The organism is Achromobacter sp. B7 (assembly GCF_003600685.1).
In the GTDB taxonomy this organism is placed as follows: domain Bacteria; phylum Pseudomonadota; class Gammaproteobacteria; order Burkholderiales; family Burkholderiaceae_B; genus Achromobacter; species Achromobacter spanius_B.
This window is the reverse complement of sequence record NZ_CP032084.1, coordinates 5,775,203-5,796,146: the sequence shown is the minus strand read 5'-3', so window position 1 is coordinate 5,796,146 and position 20,944 is coordinate 5,775,203. Positions and strand designations below refer to the sequence as shown.

At 65.1% G+C, this 20,944-nt stretch carries 20 protein-coding genes; 12 read left to right on the top strand and 8 right to left on the bottom strand.

Translation table 11 applies throughout. The features are described 5' to 3' along the window. Positions 1-10: 10 nt before the first annotated feature. Positions 11-1,480 (top strand): TrkH family potassium uptake protein, encoded by a 1,470-nt coding sequence (locus DVB37_RS26220; RefSeq protein WP_046803153.1) that lies wholly within the window; start codon positions 11-13, stop codon positions 1,478-1,480. Positions 1,481-1,810: 330 nt separating this feature from the next. Then, positions 1,811-3,052 (top strand): YbdK family carboxylate-amine ligase, encoded by a 1,242-nt coding sequence (locus tag DVB37_RS26215; protein WP_046803154.1) that lies wholly within the window; start codon positions 1,811-1,813, stop codon positions 3,050-3,052. A 61-nt stretch (positions 3,053-3,113) separates the two neighbouring features. Here the strand turns inward: DVB37_RS26215 and DVB37_RS26210 are convergent, their stop codons facing one another. Further along, a complete protein-coding gene (locus tag DVB37_RS26210) occupies positions 3,114-4,049 on the bottom strand; it encodes a methyltransferase domain-containing protein (protein ID WP_120157184.1) in 936 nt (311 codons plus the stop codon). 249 nt (positions 4,050-4,298) lie between these two features. On the opposite strand from DVB37_RS26210, the gene DVB37_RS26205 reads away from it, so the two are divergent. Together DVB37_RS26205 and DVB37_RS26200 are read left to right on the top strand one after the other, a co-directional pair. Continuing rightward, the gene (locus DVB37_RS26205) at positions 4,299-4,850 is read left to right on the top strand and encodes a ComF family protein (protein WP_371683096.1); all 552 of its coding nucleotides are present in this window, start codon (positions 4,299-4,301) and stop codon (positions 4,848-4,850) included. Positions 4,851-4,946: 96 nt separating this feature from the next. Continuing rightward, entirely contained in the window at positions 4,947-5,417 is a 471-nt protein-coding gene (locus DVB37_RS26200; RefSeq protein WP_120157182.1) for a tRNA (cytidine(34)-2'-O)-methyltransferase, read from the top strand. Between the two features lie 52 nt (positions 5,418-5,469). On the opposite strand, the gene DVB37_RS26195 is transcribed toward DVB37_RS26200, so the two are convergent. From DVB37_RS26195 to DVB37_RS26175, 5 genes are read right to left on the bottom strand one after another with little or no spacing between them, the layout of a single operon-like run. Then, entirely contained in the window at positions 5,470-6,462 is a 993-nt protein-coding gene (locus tag DVB37_RS26195) for a tripartite tricarboxylate transporter substrate binding protein (protein WP_120157181.1), read from the bottom strand. A 48-nt stretch (positions 6,463-6,510) separates the two neighbouring features. Then, complete coding sequence (locus tag DVB37_RS26190; RefSeq protein ID WP_120157180.1) at positions 6,511-7,617, bottom strand: NAD(P)H-dependent glycerol-3-phosphate dehydrogenase; 1,107 nt, start codon at positions 7,615-7,617, stop codon at positions 6,511-6,513. Between the two features lie 14 nt (positions 7,618-7,631). After that, positions 7,632-8,174 (bottom strand): protein-export chaperone SecB, encoded by a 543-nt coding sequence (secB, locus tag DVB37_RS26185; RefSeq protein WP_006216245.1) that lies wholly within the window; start codon positions 8,172-8,174, stop codon positions 7,632-7,634. 39 nt (positions 8,175-8,213) lie between these two features. Beyond that, positions 8,214-8,471, bottom strand: coding sequence for a glutaredoxin 3 (gene grxC, locus DVB37_RS26180; protein ID WP_006216244.1), 258 nt, complete (start codon positions 8,469-8,471; stop codon positions 8,214-8,216). Positions 8,472-8,517: 46 nt separating this feature from the next. After that, positions 8,518-8,940 carry a rhodanese-like domain-containing protein gene (locus DVB37_RS26175; protein WP_046803159.1) on the bottom strand — a complete coding sequence of 141 codons (423 nt, stop codon included), beginning with the start codon at positions 8,938-8,940 and terminating at the stop codon, positions 8,518-8,520. A gap of 184 nt (positions 8,941-9,124) precedes the next feature. On the opposite strand from DVB37_RS26175, the gene gpmA reads away from it, so the two are divergent. The 7 genes from gpmA (at position 9,125) to DVB37_RS26140 (ending at position 17,346) form a co-directional block, all read left to right on the top strand. After that, positions 9,125-9,877 carry a 2,3-diphosphoglycerate-dependent phosphoglycerate mutase gene (gene gpmA, locus DVB37_RS26170; RefSeq protein WP_046803160.1) on the top strand — a complete coding sequence of 251 codons (753 nt, stop codon included), beginning with the start codon at positions 9,125-9,127 and terminating at the stop codon, positions 9,875-9,877. Between the two features lie 7 nt (positions 9,878-9,884). Continuing rightward, on the top strand, positions 9,885-11,495 hold the full coding sequence (locus DVB37_RS26165; protein WP_120157179.1) for a murein hydrolase activator EnvC: 1,611 nt from the start codon (positions 9,885-9,887) through the stop codon (positions 11,493-11,495). A gap of 69 nt (positions 11,496-11,564) precedes the next feature. Further along, the gene (locus DVB37_RS26160; RefSeq protein WP_046803162.1) at positions 11,565-13,010 is read left to right on the top strand and encodes a S41 family peptidase; all 1,446 of its coding nucleotides are present in this window, start codon (positions 11,565-11,567) and stop codon (positions 13,008-13,010) included. Next, positions 13,007-13,762: a molybdopterin-synthase adenylyltransferase MoeB gene (locus tag DVB37_RS26155; RefSeq protein ID WP_046803163.1), complete on the top strand. Its 756-nt coding sequence runs from the start codon at positions 13,007-13,009 to the stop codon at positions 13,760-13,762. The genes DVB37_RS26160 and DVB37_RS26155 overlap by 4 nt, the downstream gene beginning before the upstream one ends. 138 nt (positions 13,763-13,900) lie before the next feature. After that, complete coding sequence (locus DVB37_RS26150; RefSeq protein WP_104142691.1) at positions 13,901-15,100, top strand: diguanylate cyclase; 1,200 nt, start codon at positions 13,901-13,903, stop codon at positions 15,098-15,100. 117 nt (positions 15,101-15,217) lie between these two features. Next, positions 15,218-15,937 (top strand): FadR/GntR family transcriptional regulator, encoded by a 720-nt coding sequence (locus DVB37_RS26145; RefSeq protein ID WP_120157178.1) that lies wholly within the window; start codon positions 15,218-15,220, stop codon positions 15,935-15,937. Beyond that, positions 15,934-17,346 carry an FAD-binding oxidoreductase gene (locus DVB37_RS26140; RefSeq protein WP_120157177.1) on the top strand — a complete coding sequence of 471 codons (1,413 nt, stop codon included), beginning with the start codon at positions 15,934-15,936 and terminating at the stop codon, positions 17,344-17,346. Before DVB37_RS26145 ends, DVB37_RS26140 begins: the two co-directional genes overlap by 4 nt. A gap of 99 nt (positions 17,347-17,445) precedes the next feature. On the opposite strand, the gene thiC is transcribed toward DVB37_RS26140, so the two are convergent. Then, positions 17,446-19,359: a phosphomethylpyrimidine synthase ThiC gene (gene thiC, locus DVB37_RS26135; protein WP_104142696.1), complete on the bottom strand. Its 1,914-nt coding sequence runs from the start codon at positions 19,357-19,359 to the stop codon at positions 17,446-17,448. 391 nt (positions 19,360-19,750) lie between these two features. On the opposite strand from thiC, the gene DVB37_RS26130 reads away from it, so the two are divergent. Continuing rightward, positions 19,751-20,314, top strand: a complete 564-nt coding sequence (locus DVB37_RS26130) for a hypothetical protein (RefSeq protein WP_046803168.1) — start codon at positions 19,751-19,753, stop codon at positions 20,312-20,314. Positions 20,315-20,478: 164 nt separating this feature from the next. Here the strand turns inward: DVB37_RS26130 and DVB37_RS26125 are convergent, their stop codons facing one another. Further along, positions 20,479-20,928, bottom strand: a complete 450-nt coding sequence (locus tag DVB37_RS26125; RefSeq protein WP_162941286.1) for a helix-turn-helix domain-containing protein — start codon at positions 20,926-20,928, stop codon at positions 20,479-20,481. Between the last annotated feature and the right edge of the window lie 16 nt (positions 20,929-20,944).

Here is a 20,944-nt window from a genome sequence, read left to right as displayed (position 1 = left end):
GTAGGCTGTCATGAAACGCGTCCTGGGCACCCTGTACATATTGGGTCTGACCATGGTGATGTTCGCGCTCACCATGCTGATTCCATTGCTGATCGCCTATGTGGGCGGCGATGCCGCGCGCGATGCGTTCCTGCATGGCTTCCTGATTTCGATGGGCATCGGGGGGACGCTTGCCGCGTTGACCCGGCGCAGCCGCTGCGAACTGCGCGCCCGCGACGGCTTCGTGCTGGTGTCGGCCGTGTGGGCCGGCCTGCCGTTGCTGGCCTCGATCCCGTTGATGCTCTACTTTCACCGGGCCGGCTTGCCGCTGTCGTTTACCGGCGCCTATTTCGAGGCCATGTCCGGCCTGACGACCACCGGCGCCACGGTGCTGACCCACCTGGACACCTTGCCGCCATCCATCAACCTGTGGCGGGCCACGCTGATCTGGATCGGCGGCATGGGCATCCTGGTATTGGCGGTGGCAATTTTGCCGCTGTTGGGGGTGGGCGGCCATCAGGTCGTGCGGGCCGAAACCCCGGGGCCCATGAAAGACGAACGGCTGACACCGCGCATCGCCAGCACCGCCAAGGCGCTGTACGCGGTGTATTTCGTGTTTTCGATCCTGTGTTTCCTGGCGTACCGCGCGGTGGGGCTGTCCTGGTTCGAAGCCTGGTGCCACATGGCCACCACGATGGGCCTGGGCGGGTTCTCCACCTGGGACGACGGCTTCGCGCACTTTGACTCCGTGGCGGTCGAGATGGTGGCCATGGTCTTCATGTTGATCGCCGGCATCAACTTCGCCACGCACTTCAATGCCTTCCGGCAGCGCAGCGCAAACGCGTACCTTCAATGCCCGCAAGCCATTCCGTATCTGGCCGTCGTGCTGGGCGCGGGCCTGGTGATTTCGGTGTTCCTGTACATCAAGGGCGTCTACGCCGAGCCGCTGGAAGCGTTGCGCTACGGCATGTTCAACACCATTTCCATGGCCACCACCACCGGCTATGCCAACACGGATTTTGCCCAGTGGCCCCTGTTCGCGCCGCTGACCATGTTGCTGCTGTCGGGGTTTGCCACGTCGGCCGGATCCACCGGGGGCGGCATCAAGATGATTCGCGCGATCCTGCTGGTCAAGCAGGCGCGCAACGAGCTGGTGACGATGCTGCACCCGCATGCCGTCAGCCCGGTGCGCATCAACGACCGGGCCGTCGAAACCCGCACTATGTCGTCCGTGCTGGCTTTCATGCTGTTTTACGGGCTGTCCATCGCCGTGTTCACCAGCCTGCTGTTGCTGTCGGGGCTGGACCCCATCACCGCGTTCTCGGCCATTTTTGCCAGCATCAACAATACGGGGCCCGGCCTGGGCCCGGTTGGCCCCATGGGCAGTTTTGCGGTGCTGTCTGATTTCCAGATCTGGGTATGCACCTTCGCCATGCTGATCGGGCGCCTGGAATTGCTGACGGTGCTGGTGCTGTTCACGCCCATCTTCTGGCGCAAATAAGGGTCGCCGGACCCCGTTTTTGATCAGGGATAACCCGCTTCAGGGTTATCCCACCCCATCTGGAAAACCGCATATTTCCTGCCGATGCGCGCCCGATCGGCCGGGGACCCGCGCCGTTCCTGAGTTGTAAGCGCTTGCTCACTTATCTTCAGAGGGAAAAACGAGGTGCGTCGCGATGTTGCACACAAATGTCACGATTTTCAATCGTTTTGCCACAAACCTGCGGCTATCATCCATTTCACAAGCTGCCGTCTAGTGCCCCCCGGGACGTCTCCGGGCTTCAAGGTCGAACGGCGCACCCCCTCATACAAACATTCAAAGGAGTCCGGAATGGAACCGATCCCGTTCATTTCGTCGGCCCCCAACACCCTGGGCATCGAACTAGAGTTGCAACTGATCGACCCCCGCAGTTTTGACCTGACCGCAGCCTCTGATGAGCTGCTGGCCCAAATGGCCAATCACCCCATTGCCGACCGCGTCAAACCCGAGATCACGCGGTCCATGATCGAACTGAATTCTTCGGTGCACGAGCACCCCATGGGCCTGTTGGCCGAAATGCGCGAAATGCGCGATGCGCTGGTCGAGGCGGCCGATGCGGTCGGTGTGTCCGTCGCCGGCGGCGGCGCCCACCCCTTCATGCGCTGGCAAGAGCGTTCCATTTCCGACACCCCGCGTTTCCAGTATTTGGCCGAAATGTACGGTTACCTGGCGCGTCAATTTACGGTGTTCGGCCAGCACATCCACCTGGGCGTTCAAAGCGGCGACGACTCCATCAAGTTGCTGCGTCGCCTGTCGCCCTACGTGCCGCACTTCATCGCATTGTCGGCCTCATCGCCTTACTGCGAGGGGGTGGACACGCTGTTCTCCTGCTCGCGCTTGAACGCCGTCAACAGCTTTCCGCTTGCCGGCCACATGCCGCCCGAGGTCAAGGACTGGTATCAGTTCGAGGCCCATCTGGCGCAGTTGCGCGCCTATGGCTTGGCCGAGAGCATCAAGGACCTGTATTGGGACATCCGCCCCAAGCCGGAATTCGGCACGGTTGAAATCCGCGTCTGCGATACGCCGTTGACCGTTGAGCGCGCTTGCCAGATCGCCGCGTTCGCGCAGGCCCTGGCCGTGCTGCTGATGCGCGAGGACGACCCTAGCGACAACGCCTGGCTGTCCTACCGCAGCAACCATTTCCAGGCTTGCCGCTTTGGCCTGCAAGGTAGCTACGTGACGCCGGACGGCCAGCGTCTGCGCCTGATGGATCACCTGCGTGCGCTGTTCCAACGCCTGATGCCGGTGGCGGAAGAGCTGGGCACGGGCGACATGATCGCCGCGCTGCGCGACGATGCCATGCGCAGCGGCAACGATGCGCGCTGGCTGCGTAGCCAGTTCCATCGCCTGCGCGACCTGCCTCTGATGGTGGACGCCATGACGCACGCCTGGCGCGGTGATGCGCCCGCTGCGGCGCCGGCTGAACCCACGGCGGTGCTGCGCCGTCGCATCCGGGCAAATTCCGAGCCGATGCAGCCCTTGTCCGCATCGGAACCGGGCGTCAGCGTGCCGTTGCCGGAACGCTTGCACTGATAGCGCAATGGCAGGAGGGCGACGCGCGCGGGTGCGTGCCGCCCCTGCCGGCCCCGTCGCTTCAGGAGTTGCCGCGTTGCCGGCCGCCAATGGCGCTGACCGAGAGCCGGGTTTCTCCGGCTACCGTGCGGTGCGCGGCGGCGCGCCAGGCGTGGCCGTAGGCCACTTCGATACTCAGCGTGATCAAGCCGTCCGCGTTGCGCTGCCGTTCCAGCGCGGCGCACAGGCGGTCGCGCCAGTCGCGGCCGACTAGTCCGCCGCGACGTCCCTCTGCCGGGTTGCCGCCCAGCGCGCGCACATCGGCCAGGAGTTTTTCGGAGCTGCGGTAGGTCAGCGTCAGGATTTCCTGGTCCATGACCGGGTCGGCAAAGCCGTTTTCCACCAGCAGGTCGCCAAAGTCATGCATGTCCACAAAGGAAGGCGTGGCGGTGGATAAGCCCGCGTCGGTCAGTGCTTGCCGCAACTCGCGCAAGGTGGCCGGCCCCAGGCAGGAAAACATCGCCAGCCCGCCCACCTTCAAGATGCGGCGCCACTCGGCCAGGACGGCGTGTGGCGCGCGGTGCCAGTGCATGGCCAGGTTCGACCACACCAGCTCCAGCGATTCCGGAGGCAAGCCCGTTTCGGCAAGATCGGCGTTGACGAACGCGGGGGCGGCCGGCCCGCGCCGCGCCAGCTTGCCGATCCAGGCGCCCAGGCCGGCCGGTGCATGGCGCTTTCTGGCCAATTCCAGCAGCGGTGCGCAGTTGTCCAGGCCGGTATAAGCCGTGTCGGGGTAGCGTTCGCGCAGCAGCGGCAGGTTGTCGCCCGCGCCGCAGCCTGCATCCAGCATCGCCTGAGGCTGTACCCGGATGTACTGCAAGCGCCCCAACATGCGGCGCGCCACTTCACCGTAAAGAAATTGCGCGTCGGACAAGTCGCCACGACGGGCGAATTGCTTGGGCACGTCGGTGCTGACGATAGGAAGAGAGGGTAGCGGTGCGGATTCTGGAAGGGACATTTCGGTCGCGCCCGCGTCTTGGCCACGGGGCGGAACATGATTACATAAGGGATGGCATCCATTATTGCGCATCCCGGCCGCTGCCTTCGATTGCCCCTACTGGCCTTGGGGCGGCGTCTCTGGTCCCGCGTGGGCTGCGACTGCCCGCTGTGCGGCACCCGTGTGGCGGGCGCGCGCCTGTGCAGCGGCTGTGCGGCCGATATCACCGCCCCGCCGCCGGGCGCCCGGCCGCGTTGTCCGCGCTGTGCATTGCGGCTGCCTGTTGCGGCGTCGGCATGTCCCGCTTGCCTGGGCGCGCCGCGCGCCTACGGGCGGACCATCGCGGCCTTTGACTACACGCCGCCCGCCGATGCGCTGATCCGCATGCTGAAGACCCAGCTGCGGCTGAGCATGGCGCCGGTGCTTGCGTGCTTGCTGGCCGACGCCATCCGGCGCGACGGCGGTTTGCCGCAAGGCGTGTTGCTGGCGCCGGTGCCGGCCAGCCGCGCATCGTTACGCATCCGCGGCATGAATCCCGCAGCCGAGATTGCGCGCAGCCTGGCCACGCAGCTGGATGTGCCGCTGGCGCGCCAGGCGCTACGGCGGCTGCGCGAGACACCCCGGCAGACGGGCTTGGGGCGCCGCGCCAGGCGTCGCGTGGTGGCAGGCCTGTTCGGCGCTACCCCGGTGGTGCGCGGCCGCCATGTGGCGTTGGTGGATGACGTGATGACCACAGGCAGCACCGTGCAAGCCGCCGCCACCGCCTTGATCGCGGCGGGCGCGGCCGGTGTGACGGTGCTGGTGGCCGCCCGCACGCCCTGATCACCGACGGCAGCTTGCCCCGCCCAAATCGGCGACAATTCCGCCACGCGGCCACTCTGGCGCCGCCAGCCGTCTTAGCCTCAGCTTCCTATCGCCATGTTCCACGTCATCCTCGTCTGCCCCGAGATTCCCCCCAACACCGGCAACGCCATCCGGCTGTGCGCCAATACGGGCGCCCAATTGCACCTGGTGCGCCCGCTGGGATTCGAACTGGATGACGCCCGCATGCGGCGCGCCGGGCTGGACTATCACGAGTGGCAGCCCGTGCGGGTGCACGACACATTGCAGGATGCGCTGGATGACACCGGCGCGGACACGTCTGGCATCTACGCGCTGACCACGCACGCCCAGCGCAGCGTGGCCGACGTGGCGTTCAAGCCGGGCGATGTGTTTGTCTTCGGCCGCGAGACGGCCGGGCTGTCGGACGAACATCAGGCGATGTTCCCGCCGCAGCAGCGCCTGCGGCTGCCCATGCGTGCCGGCCAGCGCAGCTTGAATCTGTCCAACGCCGTCGCGGTGACGGTGTTCGAAGCCTGGCGTCAGCAGGGCTTCGAAGGCGGTTCATAAGCCGGCGGCGGCAGGCCCCGTAAGGTCGGGGCCGGGCCTGCCGGTCCAGGCTTCAATCCAGCGACAGCTTCAGCTTTTCAATCACCTGGTCCCAACGCGCTTTTTCGTTCTTGATGCGCAGGGTCAGCGCCTCGGGCGTGGACGGGGCCGGGGTGAAGTACTGCAGCGCCAACTGTTTGCGCACGGCGTCGCTGTTGATGACGCGCGCCAGTTCGCTGTTCAGCCGTTCGATGATGGGCGTGGGCGTGCCCGCCGGAACCAGCACCGCGTTCCACGAAATGGCTTCGAAGTCGGGATAGCCTTGCGAGGCCATCGTCGGCACGCCCGGCAGCGCTTCGCTGGGTTGCAGGCTGGTCACCGCCAACAGCTTGGCCTTGCCGTCGCGCGCCTGCGGCACCGCGATGGCGGGCACCATGAAGCCGGCCTGCACGTCGCCGCCGATGATGGCGGTAATGACCTGCGGGAACCCGGAATAGGGGATGTGCGCCAGGTCCACGCCCGCGCTTTCCTTGAACATCTCCATGGCCAGATGCGCCGAACTTCCCGGCCCCACCGACCCGTAGTTCAGCGAATTGCCGCGTCCCTTGACCAGCTTGACGAAGTCCTGGACGTTATCGACCTTCAGGCTGCCCGGCACGACCAGCACGTTGGGGCTGGTGCCCACCAGGCTGACTGGCGCCAGGTCCTTGACCGGGTCGTAGCCCAGCGTTTTCTTGTACAGCGTAGGAGCGGTGACCAGCGGGCCGTTGATCGTGTAGAGCAGCGTGTAGCCGTCAGGCTTGGCCTGCGAAACCACGCGCGTGCCAATGTTGCCGCCGGCGCCCGGCTTGTTGTCGATCACGATGGGCTGGCCCAGCGCCTGCGACAGCGGCTCGGAAATCGTCCGCGCCAGGATGTCCGGGGACGAGCCCGGCGGAAACGGCACCACCATGTGGATGGGGTGATCCGGCCAGTCGGCGTGGGCGGCGGCCGGCAACACGGCGGCCAGGCTGAGGCACAGGCCGCGCAGAAGCGGGCCGACCCGGAATTGTCGGGTTTGCGTCATGAAGGATGTCTCCTCGGGATGGGCAGGTTTTTTGTTGTCAGGAAGAAATCAAAGATGGCCGCCCAGGGATTCGTCCAGCGGGCCGCTGGCGTGCGCGCTGACGTTCGCAATTTCGTCGGCGCTTTCATCGCGCGGGTCGCGCGCCAGCAAGGCCGACACGGCGGTCATGGGGGCGACGCCGTCAAACAACACGGCGCAGACGGCTTCGGTGATGGGCAGTTCGACATTGATGGCGCGGGCGCGGTCACGCGCGGCGCGGGCGCAACGCACGCCTTCTGCCGTGATGCCGCTGGCCAGGATGTCGGCCAGCTTGCGTCCGGCGCCGATTTCCAGGCCCACGCGGCGGTTGCGGGATAGTTCGCCGGTGGCAGTCAGGACCAGGTCGCCCAGGCCGGTCAGCCCGGCAAACGTTTCGCCACGCGCACCCAGCGCGACGCCAAAGCGCGTCATTTCCGCCAGGCCGCGCGTGATCAGCGCGGCGCGTGCGTTGGTGCCCAGCGCCAGGCCGTCGCCGATGCCGCAGGCCACCGCGATCACGTTCTTCAGGGCGCCGCCGACTTCCACGCCGACCAGGTCCGAGCTGGCGTAGACGCGCAGCGCCGCGCCGTGCAAGGCGGCGGTGGTGGCATCGCGCAAGGCGGTATGGGTGCTGGCCACGGTCAGCGCCACGGGCAGGCCCTGGGCCACTTCGCGCGCAAACGAGGGGCCGGACAAGGCGCCGCCGATTGCGCCGGGCAGGGCCTCGCGCACGATCTCGTGGGGCAGCCTGGCCGTGTCGGCTTCAAAGCCCTTGCACGTCCAGACGACAGGGGTGTCTTGCAGGCCCAGCACCGGCAGGCGGCGGGCCAGTTCACGACAGGTCGCGGCCAGGCCGGCCACGGGCACGCCCAGCACGATCAGCGCACGCGCGTCGTCCGCTTGCAGGCTGCGCAGCGTGGCGTCAAGATCGGACGAAAAATTCAGGGATGGGGGCAGGGTGATGCCCGGCAGGTAGCGCGCATTTTCGTGCGAGGCGGCCATGTCGGCGGCCTGCGCGGCGTCGCGCGCCCAAAGGACGGTGGGGTGGCGGCGGCTGGCGGCCGCCGCCAGCGCGGTGCCCCAACTTCCCGCACCCAGGACGGCAACGCGCAAGCGCGGCAGAGCGGGATGGTTCATCGGGGCGGACGCGCTTACTGGCGGGTGGCGCTGGCGGGCAGGATGATGCCCGAATCGCTGCCATTGCCGTTGCCGTTGGCGGCGCCTTGCTGCTGCTGTTGCAACTCGGCCAGGCGCTGTTCGTACAGCGCTTGGAAGTTCACTTCGGTCAGGTGCAGCGGCGGCATCGAGGTGCGCGTGATCGCGTCGGCGATGTTGGCGCGCAGGTACGGGTACAGCATCGTCGGGCAAACAATGCCCAGCAGCGGATCCAGCTGTTCTTCGGGGATGTTGGCCGCTTCGAAGATGCCGGCTTGCGTGCCTTCGACCAAGTACACGACCTTGTCGTTGATGCGGGTGGTGACGGTGACGGTGACCGTGGTTTCGAACACGGTGTCGGCCAGACGCTGGCCGCCCACGGTGATGCTGACTTCAACCTGGGGCGCTTCTTGCTCCAGGAAGACGTGAGGCGCGTTCGGCATTTCCAGCGAAAGGTCTTTCAGGTAGACGCGTTGCAGGTTGAACGAGGGCGCGTCGTTGCCGCCTTCTTGCTGGGTGTTTTGGTCTTGATCAGCCATGAGTGATTCCGTTGGTGGAGGGGGCAAAAGTAGAGGCGATTAGCCGTTCAGCAGGGGGGCAAGGCCACCCGAGCGGTCCAGGGCCATCAGGTCGTCGCAACCGCCGACATGAGTATCGCCGATGAAGATTTGCGGCACGGTGCGTCGGCCGGTACGTTCGATCATGACATCGCGCTGTGACGGATCGCGGTCGATCTGGATGATTTCCAGGTCGGTCACGCCACGCTGCTCGAGCAGGGCCTTCGCGCGTGAGCAATAGGGACAGTAGTCCTTGCTGTACATGACGACTTTATTCATAGGCGCTCCTCGATAGATTCAAGATTGATGATGGGACAGCCCCGGTTCAGCCCTTTTGGGTGACCGGCAGGCTGGCGGCCGACCAGGCGCGCATGCCGCCATCGAGCGGCACCGCGTCGGCAAAGCCTTGCGCGCGCAGCTTGGCGGCCACGCGGGCCGAATCGCGGCCATTGTCACAAACCACAACCAGCGGCTTGTTCTTGGGCAGCGAGGCGGCTTTCTGTTCGATGTCGGCTGCCGGCACATTTCGTGCCTGGGCGATGTGGCCGGCCTGGAATTGTTCGACGGGACGCACGTCCACCCAGACGGCGTTGCGCTGGTTCACCATCTGGATGGCCTCGCCAGTGCTGACGGCCGAGCCGCTGCGGCCCTTGCGCAGGGCGGGAATCGCCAGCATCACGCCGGAGATCACGGCGACGCCGACGATGAAGACGTTGTTTTTATCGAGCAAGAATTGCAAAAGATCCACGGGTCATCCTGAAGTGCGGCAGCTAGCCGGATATGGGCGAACCCTCGGCCAACCCGCGGGCGCCGCGCCAGGGAATTGGACGAGTGCGCCGGGGCAAAATCAAGGGCAAAATCACTCAATTATAAAATGAGCGCATTCTTTAACCATCCTTTAACTTTAACCCGCGCGGAAAGCGTGCCAAACCATGCATAAACTTGTTCTGATGCGCCACGGCGAAAGCCAGTGGAATCTGGAAAACCGCTTCACCGGCTGGACCGACGTCGACCTGACCGAAACCGGCCGCGAACAGGCTCGCCGAGCCGGCGAACTGCTCAAGAAAGAAGGCTACACGTTCGACCTGGCGTACTCGTCGGTGCTCAAGCGCGCCATCCGCACCTTGTGGATCGCGCTGGACGCCATGGACGCGATGTACACCCCGGTGGGTGTGAACTGGCGCCTGAACGAACGCCACTACGGCGCGCTGCAAGGCCTGAACAAGGCTGAAACCGCCGCCAAGTACGGCGACGAACAGGTCCTGATCTGGCGCCGCGCGTACGCCATCGCCCCGGAACCGTTGTCGCTGGACGACGAACGCCACCCGCGTTTTGACAGCCGCTACGCCAAGATCCCGGCCGATCAGCTGCCCGCCACCGAGTGCCTGAAAGACACCGTGAACCGGGTGCTGCCGTTCTGGAACGATTCCATCGCCCCGGCCATCCGCGCCGGTCGCAACGTGCTGATCGCCGCCCACGGCAACAGCCTGCGCGCGCTGATCAAGCATCTGGACAACGTGTCCGATGACGACATCGTCAACCTGAACATCCCCACTGGCCAGCCGCTGGTCTACGAATTGGATGATGACCTGCGCCCGATCCGCCACTATTATCTGGGCGATGCCGCCGAGATCGAGGCGGCCATGGCTGCGGTTGCCGCTCAAGGCAAGGCTAAGAAGGACTGATATCTCTATGCGTCGCACGGCAGGGTTGTTGTTGGCGGTCATGTTGACCGGTGGGGCGCTATCGGCTCGTGCCGCGCCCAACGACCTTGCCGGCCGCCAGTCTGACGCCGAGCGTCAGCAGGCGGCGCTGCGCGACCGTATCGAGAATCTGCAAAAAGAGATCGACGGGCGCGAAGCCGCCCGCAAGGAAGCCGCCGACGCGCTCAAGCAGTCGGAATCGGCCATCTCGAAGATCAATCTGCGCCTGCGCGAACTGGCCGATGCCGGCCGCCAGGCGCAGACGGACCTGACCAGCCTCGAGAAGCAGATCGGCGTGCAGGAAACGGTGCTGGCCAAGCGTCGTACCGAACTGGCCGATCAGCTTCGCACCCAATACACCAGCGGGCTATCGCCCTGGACAGCGCTGCTGTCCGGCGACGATCCCCAGGTGCTGGGCCGCAATCTGGGCTACCTGGACTACGTGTCGCAGGCACGTGCCAATGCCGTCAAGGCACTGCGGGCCGACATCGACCGTCTGGCCGCGCTGCAAACGCGCGCCGACGCCCGCCGTGCCGAGATTGAAAAAGTCGTGGCCGAAACGTCCGAGCAGAAGGCTGCATTGGTCGGGCAGCAGAAAGAACGCGCCACGCTGTTGGCGCAACTGGAAGGGCAGATCGCCGCCCAGCGCGCCGAAGCCAACAAGCTGGGGCGTGATGACCAGCGCCTGTCGCGCCTGATCACCGATCTGGACGCGGCGATTGCCAAGCAGATCGAAGAAGCTCGCAAGGCCGAAGAGGCACGCAAGAAAGCCGAAGAGGCCCGCCGCATTGAAGAGGCGCGCCGCGCCGCTGAAGAATCCCGCAAACGCGCCGAAGCCGAGCGCCGCGCCGACGAGGCCCGCAAGAAGGCCGAGGCCGATAGCAAGCGGGCTGCCGAAATCGCCGCCCGCCGCGATCGCGATAGCCGCGATGCCCGCGACGCCGCCCAGGCGCGCGAGCAGGTCGAAGCGGCGTCGCGCCAAAGCCGTGGCCCGGTCGCCGTCGCCGATCCGGATGCCGCCGGATTACGTCCTGCTGAACAAAAACACACGCGCCTGACCGATCCGGCCCAGGCGCCGACCCAAGCGCCGACCCAGGCGCCCGCCAAATCGGAAGATCCTCCAAAAAAGGCGGAACCCGCCGAGGCCGAGACCACTCCAACCCGCAGCGCATCGGCGCAGCAGACCCGTGCTGCCCCGCCCGTGGGCGGCGGCAACGGCCTGAAGCATGGCCTGGCCATGCCGGTGCGCGGCCAGGTGCAGGGCCGCTTCGGGGTCGACCGCCCCGACGGCGGCGTCTGGCGCGGCGTGGTGCTGCGCGCGCCCGAGGGCACGCCCGTCAAAGTCGTGGCCCCCGGCACGGTGGTCTACGCCGAATGGCTGCGTGGTTTTGGCAACCTCATCATCGTGGATCACGGGCAACAATACCTGACGGTCTATGCTTACAACCAAAGTCTGCTCAAACGGGTGGGGGATTCGGTGACAGGTGGCGATACTATTGCTACGGTAGGGGCAACCGGCGGCCAAGTGGAATCCGGCCTATACTTTGAAATTCGCCATCGTGGCGCTCCTGTGGACCCGGCCCAGTGGCTGGCCCAATAGGTTGGTAGGTACAAGTCGTTGGTAAATTACCAAACCCCCATCGGCGAAAACAAAATTCGGGAAGTGTGCATGGGCACTCGCAAGTTTCGCGGTTTCGGTCTGATTGCCATCGGTGCGGTGGCTGGCGTATTGCTTAGCGTAGGGGTGACGGCAGTCGCCCAGCGCGGCAGCCCTTTGCCCTTGGACGAGCTCAGGCAACTGAGCAATGTTTTCGCGGCCATCAAGAACAACTATGTCGAAGCGGTCGACGACAAGACCCTGATCGACAACGCGATCTCGGGCATGGTCTCGAACCTTGACCCGCATTCGGCCTATCTGGATGCCGACGCGTTCCGTGAAATGCAGACGGCGACCCAAGGCGAGTTCGGCGGCCTGGGTATCGAAGTTGGCGCGGAAGACGGCTTCGTCAAGGTCATCTCGCCCATCGAAGATACGCCCGCCGCGCGCGCCGGCGTCATGGCCGGTGACCTCATCATCAAGATCGATGACACGCCCACCAAGGGCATGACCCTGAACGATGCGGTCAAGCTCATGCGTGGCGCGCCCAAGTCGCCCATCACGCTGACCATCATGCGCGCCGACCGTCCTCAGCCCATCGTGCTGAAGATCGTTCGCGACGTCATCAAGGTTCGCAGCGTGCGCAGCAAGATGCTGGATAACGGCATCGGCTACGTCCGCGTTGCCCAATTCCAGGAAAAGACCGGCTCCGACCTGGCCAAGCAACTGAAGGACCTGGGCGCGAAAGAAGCGCCCAAGGGCCTGGTGCTGGACCTGCGCAACGATCCGGGCGGCTTGCTGACCAGCGCTATCGGCGTGTCGGGCGCGTTCCTGCCGCCGGATGCCCTGGTGGTGTCCACCGATGGCCGTACGCCTGACGCCCGCCACAAGTATCTGGCCACGCCGTCGGAATACGCTCGTGGTGAAAGCAACTACCTGTCCGGCTTGCCGGCCTGGACCAAGACGGTTCCGATGGTGGTGCTGGTCAACGTCGGTTCGGCTTCGGCTTCCGAAATCGTGGCCGGTGCGCTGCAAGATCACAAGCGCGCCAAGGTGCTGGGCAACCGCACGTTCGGCAAGGGCTCGGTGCAGGTGATCCTGCCGCTGTCCGAATCCACCGCCGTCAAGTTGACGACCTCGCGCTACTTCACGCCCAGCGGTCGTTCGATCCAGGCCACGGGTATCGAACCGGACTTCGTTGTTGCCGACACGGCCGACGGCGACCTGTTCCGCCTGCCGCGCGAAGCCGACCTGCAACGCCACCTGTCCAACCCCGAGACCGCCAACGAGGTGAAGTCCAACTCGGCGCAAGACAACGTGGACGTGCCGACCAAGGTGTTCGAATTTGGCGGCAAGGACGACTTCCAACTGCAACAAGCGCTGAATGTGCTGGCCGGCAAGCCGGTACAGAAGGGTTCGGCGCGCGCCCAGGCCAAGGCGGATGCCAAGGCCGGTGGCGGCACTCCCACGCGCATGAAGATCACGCCGACCGGAGTCGAGCCCAGCAAGGACAAATGAACGACGAGCAACTGCTGCGCTACGCCCGCCACATCCTGCTCGACGAGCTGGGTATCGAAGGGCAGGAAAAACTGCTGGCGGCGCGTGTGCTCATCGTAGGGGCGGGTGGACTCGGTTCACCCGCCGCGCTCTACCTGGCAACTGCCGGTGTAGGCGACATCACCCTTGCTGACGACGACACTGTCGAGCTCAGCAATCTGCAACGCCAGATTCTCCACACCACCTCCAGCGTCGGCCGTCACAAGGCCGAGTCGGGGCGTGACATGCTGGCCGCCTTCAACCCGCAGGCGCGAGTCCATGCCCGCGTGGAACGCTTGCAAGGCGATGCGCTGTCCGATGCCGTTGCCGCGGCGGACCTGGTGCTGGACTGCACCGACAACTTCACCACCCGCCACGCCATCAACCGCGCCTGCGTGCAGCATCGCAAGCCGCTGGTGTCGGGCGCCGCCATCCGCTTTGACGGGCAGGTCAGCGTGTACGACCTGCGCGACGACAACGCGCCGTGCTACCACTGCCTGTTCCCGGAAGCCGACGACGTCGAGGAAGCCAACTGCGCCACCATGGGCGTGTTTGCCCCGGTGGTGGGCATCATCGGCAGCATGCAGGCGGCCGAAGCCCTGAAGCTGCTGTCCGGCGTAGGCGAAAGCCTGTCGGGCCGGCTGCTTTGGCTGGATGTGCGCACCATGCAATGGCGCAGCGTCAACGTACAGCGGGACCCGGAATGCGCCGTTTGCGGCCATCGGGGGCGCTGAAACGGGCTTTTTCGCAACGCGAATTGCAGGGTCCGGCGTGCCCTTATTGCCCTTGCGGACAATATTAAAGGCCTGAAATACCTGCTATAACGCCAGCCAGCCTACCGAAATCAAAGGCGGCAATGTGGACGTGACGGCGTGGAAACAGGACTGAAGTTCAGCTTGCCCAAGTGGCGCCTGACGCGCTGGCTTACCCATTCCGGGCCGGATACGCCCGCGGACATCCGTGCCGCGCTGATCGCCAGCCTGTTCGGCACGCTGCCCATCTTTGCCGGCGGCGTCATCAACACCTTGATGATTTCGGGCGTGGTGACCTGGCGGCGGCCCGAACCGCTATACATATCCTGGCTGCTGCTGGAAGTGGTGCTGGCCATCGTGCGCGTCACGATCCTGCGCGCGGCCTTGCGCGCCGCGCCCAAGGGCGGCAACACCCATACCGACCTCTACATTCTGTTGGCGCTGCTGTGGGCGTTCAGCGTGGGGTACGGCGTCTTCATCACCTTCATCAATGGCGACTGGCTGGCCGCAACGCTGGCGGGCATATCCTGCGGCGCGATGGCGGGCGGCATCTGCTTTCGCAACTATGGCGCGCCTCGGCTGGTGGCCGCCATGATCTTCCTGAGCCTGGGCCCCATGTGCCTGGGCGCCTTGTTTACGGGCGAAATCGTTACGGCCATCGTCTTTATCCAGATTCCGTTCTACCTGGTCAGCATGACCATCGCGTCACATCGGCTCAACCGTATCCTGGTCTCCACCATGCTGGCCGAACGCGCCAGCGAACGCCGCGCCAATGAAGACGCGCTGACCGGGCTGGCCAACCGCACCGGCCTGCAAGTGGCCCTGGAGCGCGTTTGCGCCAGTGCGCGCGGGCACGACAGCGACGCGGCGCTGCTCTATATGGACATGGATGATTTCAAGCGCATCAACGACACCTACGGGCATGCGGCGGGTGACCTGGTGTTGACCACGATCGCCCGGCGCATGCGAGCCATGCTGCGGGTGGACGACGTGGCGGCTCGCATCGGCGGGGATGAATTCATCGTGCTGGTCACCGGCATCGACGCCACGGCGGCGCTGCGGCTGGGCGAGCATTTGCTGCTGGACGCCTTGCAGCCCATCGCGTTGGCGGACGGTACGCGGGTGATTGTGGGGATGTCGATCGGCATCTCGATCATCTCGGCCGGCAACCGCAACCCGCAGGCGGCGCTGGATTCGGCCGATGCCGCGCTGTACCGCGCCAAGGCCAGGGGTGGCCGCTGCTGCGAAGTCGACGGCGGGGCGGCCCGGGTGGACGAAGCCACTGTGGCCGGCGGCGACAGCGCGACGGCGGCGGCCTGAGAGAGGTAAGAGCCGCAGCGGCGCCGGCCAGTACCGGCAGTACCGACATCGCGCGCCCCTATCCATTCCTGGACTGAAAGTTATCAGATAACCTGAAAAGTTGTCTATAATCCGCCGATGCTCACCAAAAGCCTCACCCTGACTGAACAAGTCGCCCAGCAGATCGCCACGGATATCGCCGACGGCGTGCATCCGGTTGGCGCCAAGCTGCCGCCCGGCCGCGTGCTGGCGGACCAATACGGCGTCAGTGCCGCCGTCATCCGCGAAGTCACCGAACGGCTGCGCGCTCAGGGCCTGATTCAAAGCCGCCAAGGGTCGGGCAGCACCGTGGTGTCGCGCACCGGCGGGCAGGGGTTTCAGGTATCCAGCGGCATCGCGGTCAACCGCGAGCAGTTGGCCAACGTCTATGAATTGCGCATGGAACTGGAAGGGGGCGCGGCAGCGCTGGCCGCCATGCGGCGCAACGCCGCCGACCTGACCGCCATGGCCCAGGCGCTGGCCTCGCTTGAAGCGCATCTTGAGCACCCCGAGCAGGGCGTTGAACACGACATCTCTTTTCACGTTGCCATTGCCGCCGCCACGCACAACCGCAGCTATCAAGACCTGTTGCAGTACCTGAACCGACAGCTGCGCCTGGCCGTCAGCACCGCGCGGTCCAACAGCCGCTTGCACGACGGTTTGACCGCTGCCGTGCACCAGGAACACGTCGCCGTATTCGAAGCTATCCGCGCGCGCAACCCCGACCGTGCCCGGCAAGCCGCCGTCCGTCATTTGCAGCAGGCGGCCACCCGCCTGCAACTCGATCAACTTTTTCCCGCAGCCACGCCGACATCATGACCGCATCCGACTTTCCGCAACGCCTGGTCCAAGCCCTGGGCCCCGACACCGTGTTCACTGCCGAAGCGGACATCGCGCCCTGGTTGTCCGATTGGCGCGGCCTGTACAACGGCCACGCCCAAGCCGTCGTGCGCCCGCGCAACACGGCCGAAGTGGCCGCCTGCCTGGCCCTGTGCCAGCAGGAAGGCGTGCCGGTTGTGCCGCGTGGCGGCAACACCGGCCTGTGCGGGGGCGCCACGCCTGACGGCAGCGCCAGGAACGTCGTGTTAAGCCTGGAGCGCATGAACGCCGTGCGTTCCATCGACACCGTCGCAAACACCCTCGTGGCCGAGGCGGGCGCCATCCTGGGCAACCTGCGCCGCGCCGCGCAAGACGCCGGCCGCCTGTTGCCGCTAAGCCTGGCGGCGGAAGATTCCAGCCAGATCGGCGGCAACGTCGCCACCAATGCCGGTGGCGTGAACGTGGTGCGCTACGGCATGGCGCGCGAGCTGGTGCTGGGCCTGGAAGCCGTGCTGCCCACCGGCGAAATCTTCAATGGCCTGCGCACACTGCGCAAGGACAACACGGGCTACGACCTGAAGCAGCTGCTGATCGGGTCCGAAGGCACGCTGGGCGTGATCACGGCGGTGGCGTTGCGGCTGTTCCCCCGTACCGACGTGCGTTCCGTGGTGCTGACGGCGGTCGAGTCGCCCGCGCAGGCGCTGCAACTGTTCGAGATTCTGTTCGAGCAGTGCGGCGCGCGCTTGCAGGCGTTCGAATATTTCTCTGGCGACTGCCTGGACCTGGTGCTGACGCATGCCGAAGGCGTGCAAGAACCGTTTGATCAGCGCTACCCGGCCTACGTGCTGATCGAGCTTGCCGACACCGCCGACGAAGCCGGGCTGACGGCCTTGCTGGAAAACGTGATCGGCACGGCGCTGGAACGCGGCTTGTGCCTGGATGCCGCCGTGTCGGCATCGATGGCGCAATTGCAGACCCTGTGGAAGCTGCGCGAAGAAATCTCCGAAGCGCAGCGTGCCGATGGCCCGCACTTGAAGCACGACGTGTCGCTGCCCATCGAACGCATTCCCGAATTCATGGTGTCCGCCGAGGCCCGCGTGCGTGCGCTGTTCCCGGATATTCGCCCGTTCATCTTCGGCCACTTCGGCGACGGCAACCTGCACTACAACCTGTCCCGCCCCGCCGGCGCGGCGCGTGACTGGGTGGCCGTGAATGGCGCCGCGATTACCGACGCGGTGCTGGACGAGGTCAACCGCTACGGCGGCAGCATCTCGGCCGAACACGGCATCGGCCAACTCAAGCGCGACCACTTCCTGCACAGCAAGGACCCGGTCGAGCTGCGCCTGATGCGCGAGATCAAAAAAGTCATGGACCCGGCCGGGATCATGAACCCGGGCAAATTGCTGTAAGGCAAACTGCCATTGCATTGATCCCGGCGGCTTTCGCGCGCGCGGCCTGCTCCCACATCAGGTAGCAGTCCGCGCCGCAGTCCGCGCCGCAGTCAGCGTCTATTGCCGGTGATAGACCTCGGCGCCCTTCTTCACGAACTCCACCGACTTTTCCTGCATGCCTTTCTGCAAGGCGTCCTTCTCGCTGACGCCTTGCGCCGCGGCATAGTCGCGCACGTCCTGCGTGATCTTCATGCTGCAAAAATGCGGGCCGCACATCGAGCAAAAGTGCGCCACCTTCATGGAGTCCTTCGGCAGCGTTTCGTCGTGGAATTCCTTGGCGGTGTCCGGGTCCAGCCCCAGGTTGAACTGATCGTCCCAGCGGAATTCAAAGCGCGCCTTTGACAGCGCGTTGTCGCGGATCGCCGCGCCCGGATGGCCCTTGGCCAGGTCCGCCGCATGCGCCGCGATCTTGTACGTGATGATGCCGTCCTTCACGTCTTTCTTGTTGGGCAGGCCCAAGTGCTCTTTCGGCGTCACATAGCAGAGCATCGCCGTGCCGTACCAACCGATCAGCGCGGCCCCGATGCCCGACGTGATGTGATCGTAGCCCGGCGCAATATCGGTGGTCAGCGGCCCCAGCGTGTAGAAGGGGGCTTCATGGCAGTGCTCAAGTTGCAGGTCCATGTTTTCCTTGATCAGGTGCATCGGCACGTGGCCCGGCCCCTCGATCATCACCTGCACGTCGTGCTTCCACGCCACCTGCGTCAATTCGCCCAAGGTCTTCAATTCCGCGAATTGCGCTTCGTCATTGGCGTCGTAGCCCGAGCCCGGACGCAGCCCGTCGCCCAGCGAGAAGCTCACGTCATACGCCTTCATGATCTCGCAGATGTCTTCAAAGCGCTCGTACAGGAAGCTTTCCTTGTGATGCGCCAGACACCACTTGGCCATGATCGAGCCACCGCGCGACACGATGCCCGTCATGCGATCCGCCGTCATCGGAATGAACGGCAGCCGCACGCCCGCGTGAATGGTGAAGTAGTCCACGCCTTGCTCGGCCTGTTCGATAAGCGTGTCGCGAAAGATCTCCCACGTCAGGTCCTCGGCCTTGCCATCCACCTTTTCCAGCGCCTGGTAGATCGGCACGGTGCCGATGGGCACCGGCGAATTGCGGATGATCCATTCGCGCGTTTCGTGGATGTGCTTGCCGGTGGACAGATCCATCACCGTGTCGCCGCCCCAGCGTATTGCCCACGTCATCTTCTCAACTTCTTCGCCGATGCCCGAGCTGACGGCTGAATTGCCGATGTTGGCGTTGATCTTCACCAGGAAGTTGCGGCCGATAGCCATGGGCTCGACTTCGGGGTGGTTGATGTTGGCCGGGATGATGGCGCGCCCGCGCGCGATTTCGTCACGCACGAATTCCGGCGTGATGGCGGCGGGGATGGCGGCGCCGAACGATTGGCCGGGGTGCTGGCGCAGCAGGCGCTTGACCATCTTTTCGCCATCGGGACCGCTGTCGCGCAACGTTTGCAGGTAGTGCTCGCGGCGCAGGCTTTCGCGGATCGCCACGAATTCCATTTCCGGCGTGATGATGCCGCGCCGCGCATAGTGCATCTGCGATACGTTGGCGCCCGCCTTGGCGCGTCGCGGCGGGCGTTGCAGGTCGAACCGCATCGCCGTCAGCTTCGGGTCGGTCAGGCGCGCCTTACCGTAGTCGCTGGTCGGGCCGGACAGCACGTCGGTGTCGGCGCGCTCTTCGATCCAGGCGCGGCGCAGCTCGGGCAGGCCGCGGCGGATATCGATCTTGGCATCGGGGTCGGTGTAGGGGCCGCTGCAATCGTAGACGGTCAGCGGCGGATTTTTTTCTCCGCCGAACATGGTCGGCGTGTCGTCCTGCTCGATCTCACGAAACGGCACGCGGATGTCGGGGCGCGAGCCCGTCTCATACACACGGCGCGATCTGGGCAGCGGTGCGACGGCCGCCGCGTCGACTTCGGCGGTAGCGGCCAGGAATTTGGGATTGGCGTTCATGGAAAGCTCCAAGCAAGTGGTTGGAGCCGATCGGGAATGGACTTCCGCCAGGCGTGCAGCGACGCCTGGCGGAAATACGGCTCCCAGCATCGGCATTATCCGTACTGGTACGAAGGGACTCTCTCAACCCGGCGCCGCCTGAAAAGGCGGGACGAGTACCCCTGCGCGAAAGCGAAGTATAGATCGCGCCAACGCGGCCCGGCGCATATGATGATTTGTGCGCATGAAATCATTCAAAGAACGCTTGCTTCCGAGAGCTGGTATTACTGCTTTACATTTGGATTCAGTCTGGGGCGACACCGTCATTTAGGTTCGGTACACTTTTTTCCAACCAACGCCCGGCCTGCCATCGACTCGCCGGGCATAGCTAACTTAAAAGAAGGAATCGAGCATGCAACTGACCCTACGCAAATTGGCGCCCGCCCTGGTTGTCGTGACGTTGGCGCTGGCGGGTTGCAAGACCGCCCCGACGAAACCGTCCGGCGCCGCGGCCACGCCCGAAGCCGGCCAGCAGTCGAGCGTGCCGGCGACCGCATCCTCGGTGGACTTCTACCTGGCGCAACAACAGCCCGGCCCCGGCCTGCGCGAAATCGCACTGCCCGACGGCAAGCTCTACATGCAGGAAGTGCCCGTGCTGACGCGCGCGGATCTCACCGACGCCGCCGCGTTGGTCGACCGCCAAGGCCAGAACTTCGTGGGCCTGCGCTTCTCTGAAGCCGGCGCGCGCAAGCTGACCGACGTCAGCACCAAGAACGTCGGCAACCGCCTGGCGCTGGTGATCGATCAGGAACTGGTCGCCGCCCCGAGCATCGCCGAACCCCTGAACCGTGGCGTGTTGGCCTTTGGTGTTGCGTCGGCGCAAGCCGCGTCCGAAATCGCCGCCAAGATCCGTGGTGATGCACCGCCCGCTCCGGCTGCCGGCGGCGCCGCGCCCGCACCTACGCCCAAGCCCTGATCACTGATCACCGATCTTCCTGCGGATAAGCCGAGGTCGCAAAAGCGGCAGAAGTTGGTTATTTGCAGGCGCTTGAATCAAAATATCCGCACCGAAAGGTGCGGATATTTTTTTTGCCCGCAACCGACGGCGCGGCCATCGCGCGCATCGGATGGGAGGATGAATCAGCCGATTTTGCGGCCGCGCGGCTTGACCGTGCGACGCGCTTGCGCGGTCTCGATGAAGGTTTGCGTCAGTGCTTCAAGCATGGCGCGATCATCGGGTGTCAGGCCGTCGAATTGCGACGGCGCAATGTTGGGAAACGGCCAGGGCGCTTGCGGACGGGGCCGTCGGGCCATGCGTGGCATGGTCTCGGCGACGCCCGCCGCGGGCAGCGTATCTGACAGGTCATAGCCTTCCATGGGTAGTTCCATGGGACCCTTACCGGTCTCCAACCACTCAGGCTCAATCTTCAGAATCTGCGCAAGCTTACGGACGGACCGGCTGGAATGCCGGAGCCCGTTTTCGTAACTGGCGATTGCACTTTGCGAGATTCGCGCAAGACGAGCGAGCGTCTTCTGCGTGTGACCACGCAGAAGACGGGCTTGCTTCAATCGGTCTGAAAATGTCTTCACGAGTCGATTGAAGCTT

What these genes read in the sequence shown, in the direction of transcription:
- DVB37_RS26145 (WP_120157178.1), top strand. Translation starts at nt 15,218, where the DNA reads ATGCTCACCAAAAGCCTCACCCTGACTGAACAAGTCGCCCAGCAGATC.
- gpmA (WP_046803160.1), top strand. Translation starts at nt 9,125, where the DNA reads ATGCATAAACTTGTTCTGATGCGCCACGGCGAAAGCCAGTGGAATCTG.
- DVB37_RS26200 (WP_120157182.1), top strand. Translation starts at nt 4,947, where the DNA reads ATGTTCCACGTCATCCTCGTCTGCCCCGAGATTCCCCCCAACACCGGC.
- DVB37_RS26195 (WP_120157181.1), bottom strand. Translation starts at nt 6,462, where the DNA reads ATGACGCAAACCCGACAATTCCGGGTCGGCCCGCTTCTGCGCGGCCTG.
- DVB37_RS26155 (WP_046803163.1), top strand. Translation starts at nt 13,007, where the DNA reads ATGAACGACGAGCAACTGCTGCGCTACGCCCGCCACATCCTGCTCGAC.
- DVB37_RS26190 (WP_120157180.1), bottom strand. Translation starts at nt 7,617, where the DNA reads ATGAACCATCCCGCTCTGCCGCGCTTGCGCGTTGCCGTCCTGGGTGCG.
- DVB37_RS26140 (WP_120157177.1), top strand. Translation starts at nt 15,934, where the DNA reads ATGACCGCATCCGACTTTCCGCAACGCCTGGTCCAAGCCCTGGGCCCC.
- DVB37_RS26160 (WP_046803162.1), top strand. Translation starts at nt 11,565, where the DNA reads ATGGGCACTCGCAAGTTTCGCGGTTTCGGTCTGATTGCCATCGGTGCG.
- DVB37_RS26210 (WP_120157184.1), bottom strand. Translation starts at nt 4,049, where the DNA reads ATGTCCCTTCCAGAATCCGCACCGCTACCCTCTCTTCCTATCGTCAGC.
- grxC (WP_006216244.1), bottom strand. Translation starts at nt 8,471, where the DNA reads ATGAATAAAGTCGTCATGTACAGCAAGGACTACTGTCCCTATTGCTCA.
- DVB37_RS26165 (WP_120157179.1), top strand. Translation starts at nt 9,885, where the DNA reads ATGCGTCGCACGGCAGGGTTGTTGTTGGCGGTCATGTTGACCGGTGGG.
- DVB37_RS26220 (WP_046803153.1), top strand. Translation starts at nt 11, where the DNA reads ATGAAACGCGTCCTGGGCACCCTGTACATATTGGGTCTGACCATGGTG.
- DVB37_RS26130 (WP_046803168.1), top strand. Translation starts at nt 19,751, where the DNA reads ATGCAACTGACCCTACGCAAATTGGCGCCCGCCCTGGTTGTCGTGACG.
- secB (WP_006216245.1), bottom strand. Translation starts at nt 8,174, where the DNA reads ATGGCTGATCAAGACCAAAACACCCAGCAAGAAGGCGGCAACGACGCG.
- DVB37_RS26215 (WP_046803154.1), top strand. Translation starts at nt 1,811, where the DNA reads ATGGAACCGATCCCGTTCATTTCGTCGGCCCCCAACACCCTGGGCATC.
- thiC (WP_104142696.1), bottom strand. Translation starts at nt 19,359, where the DNA reads ATGAACGCCAATCCCAAATTCCTGGCCGCTACCGCCGAAGTCGACGCG.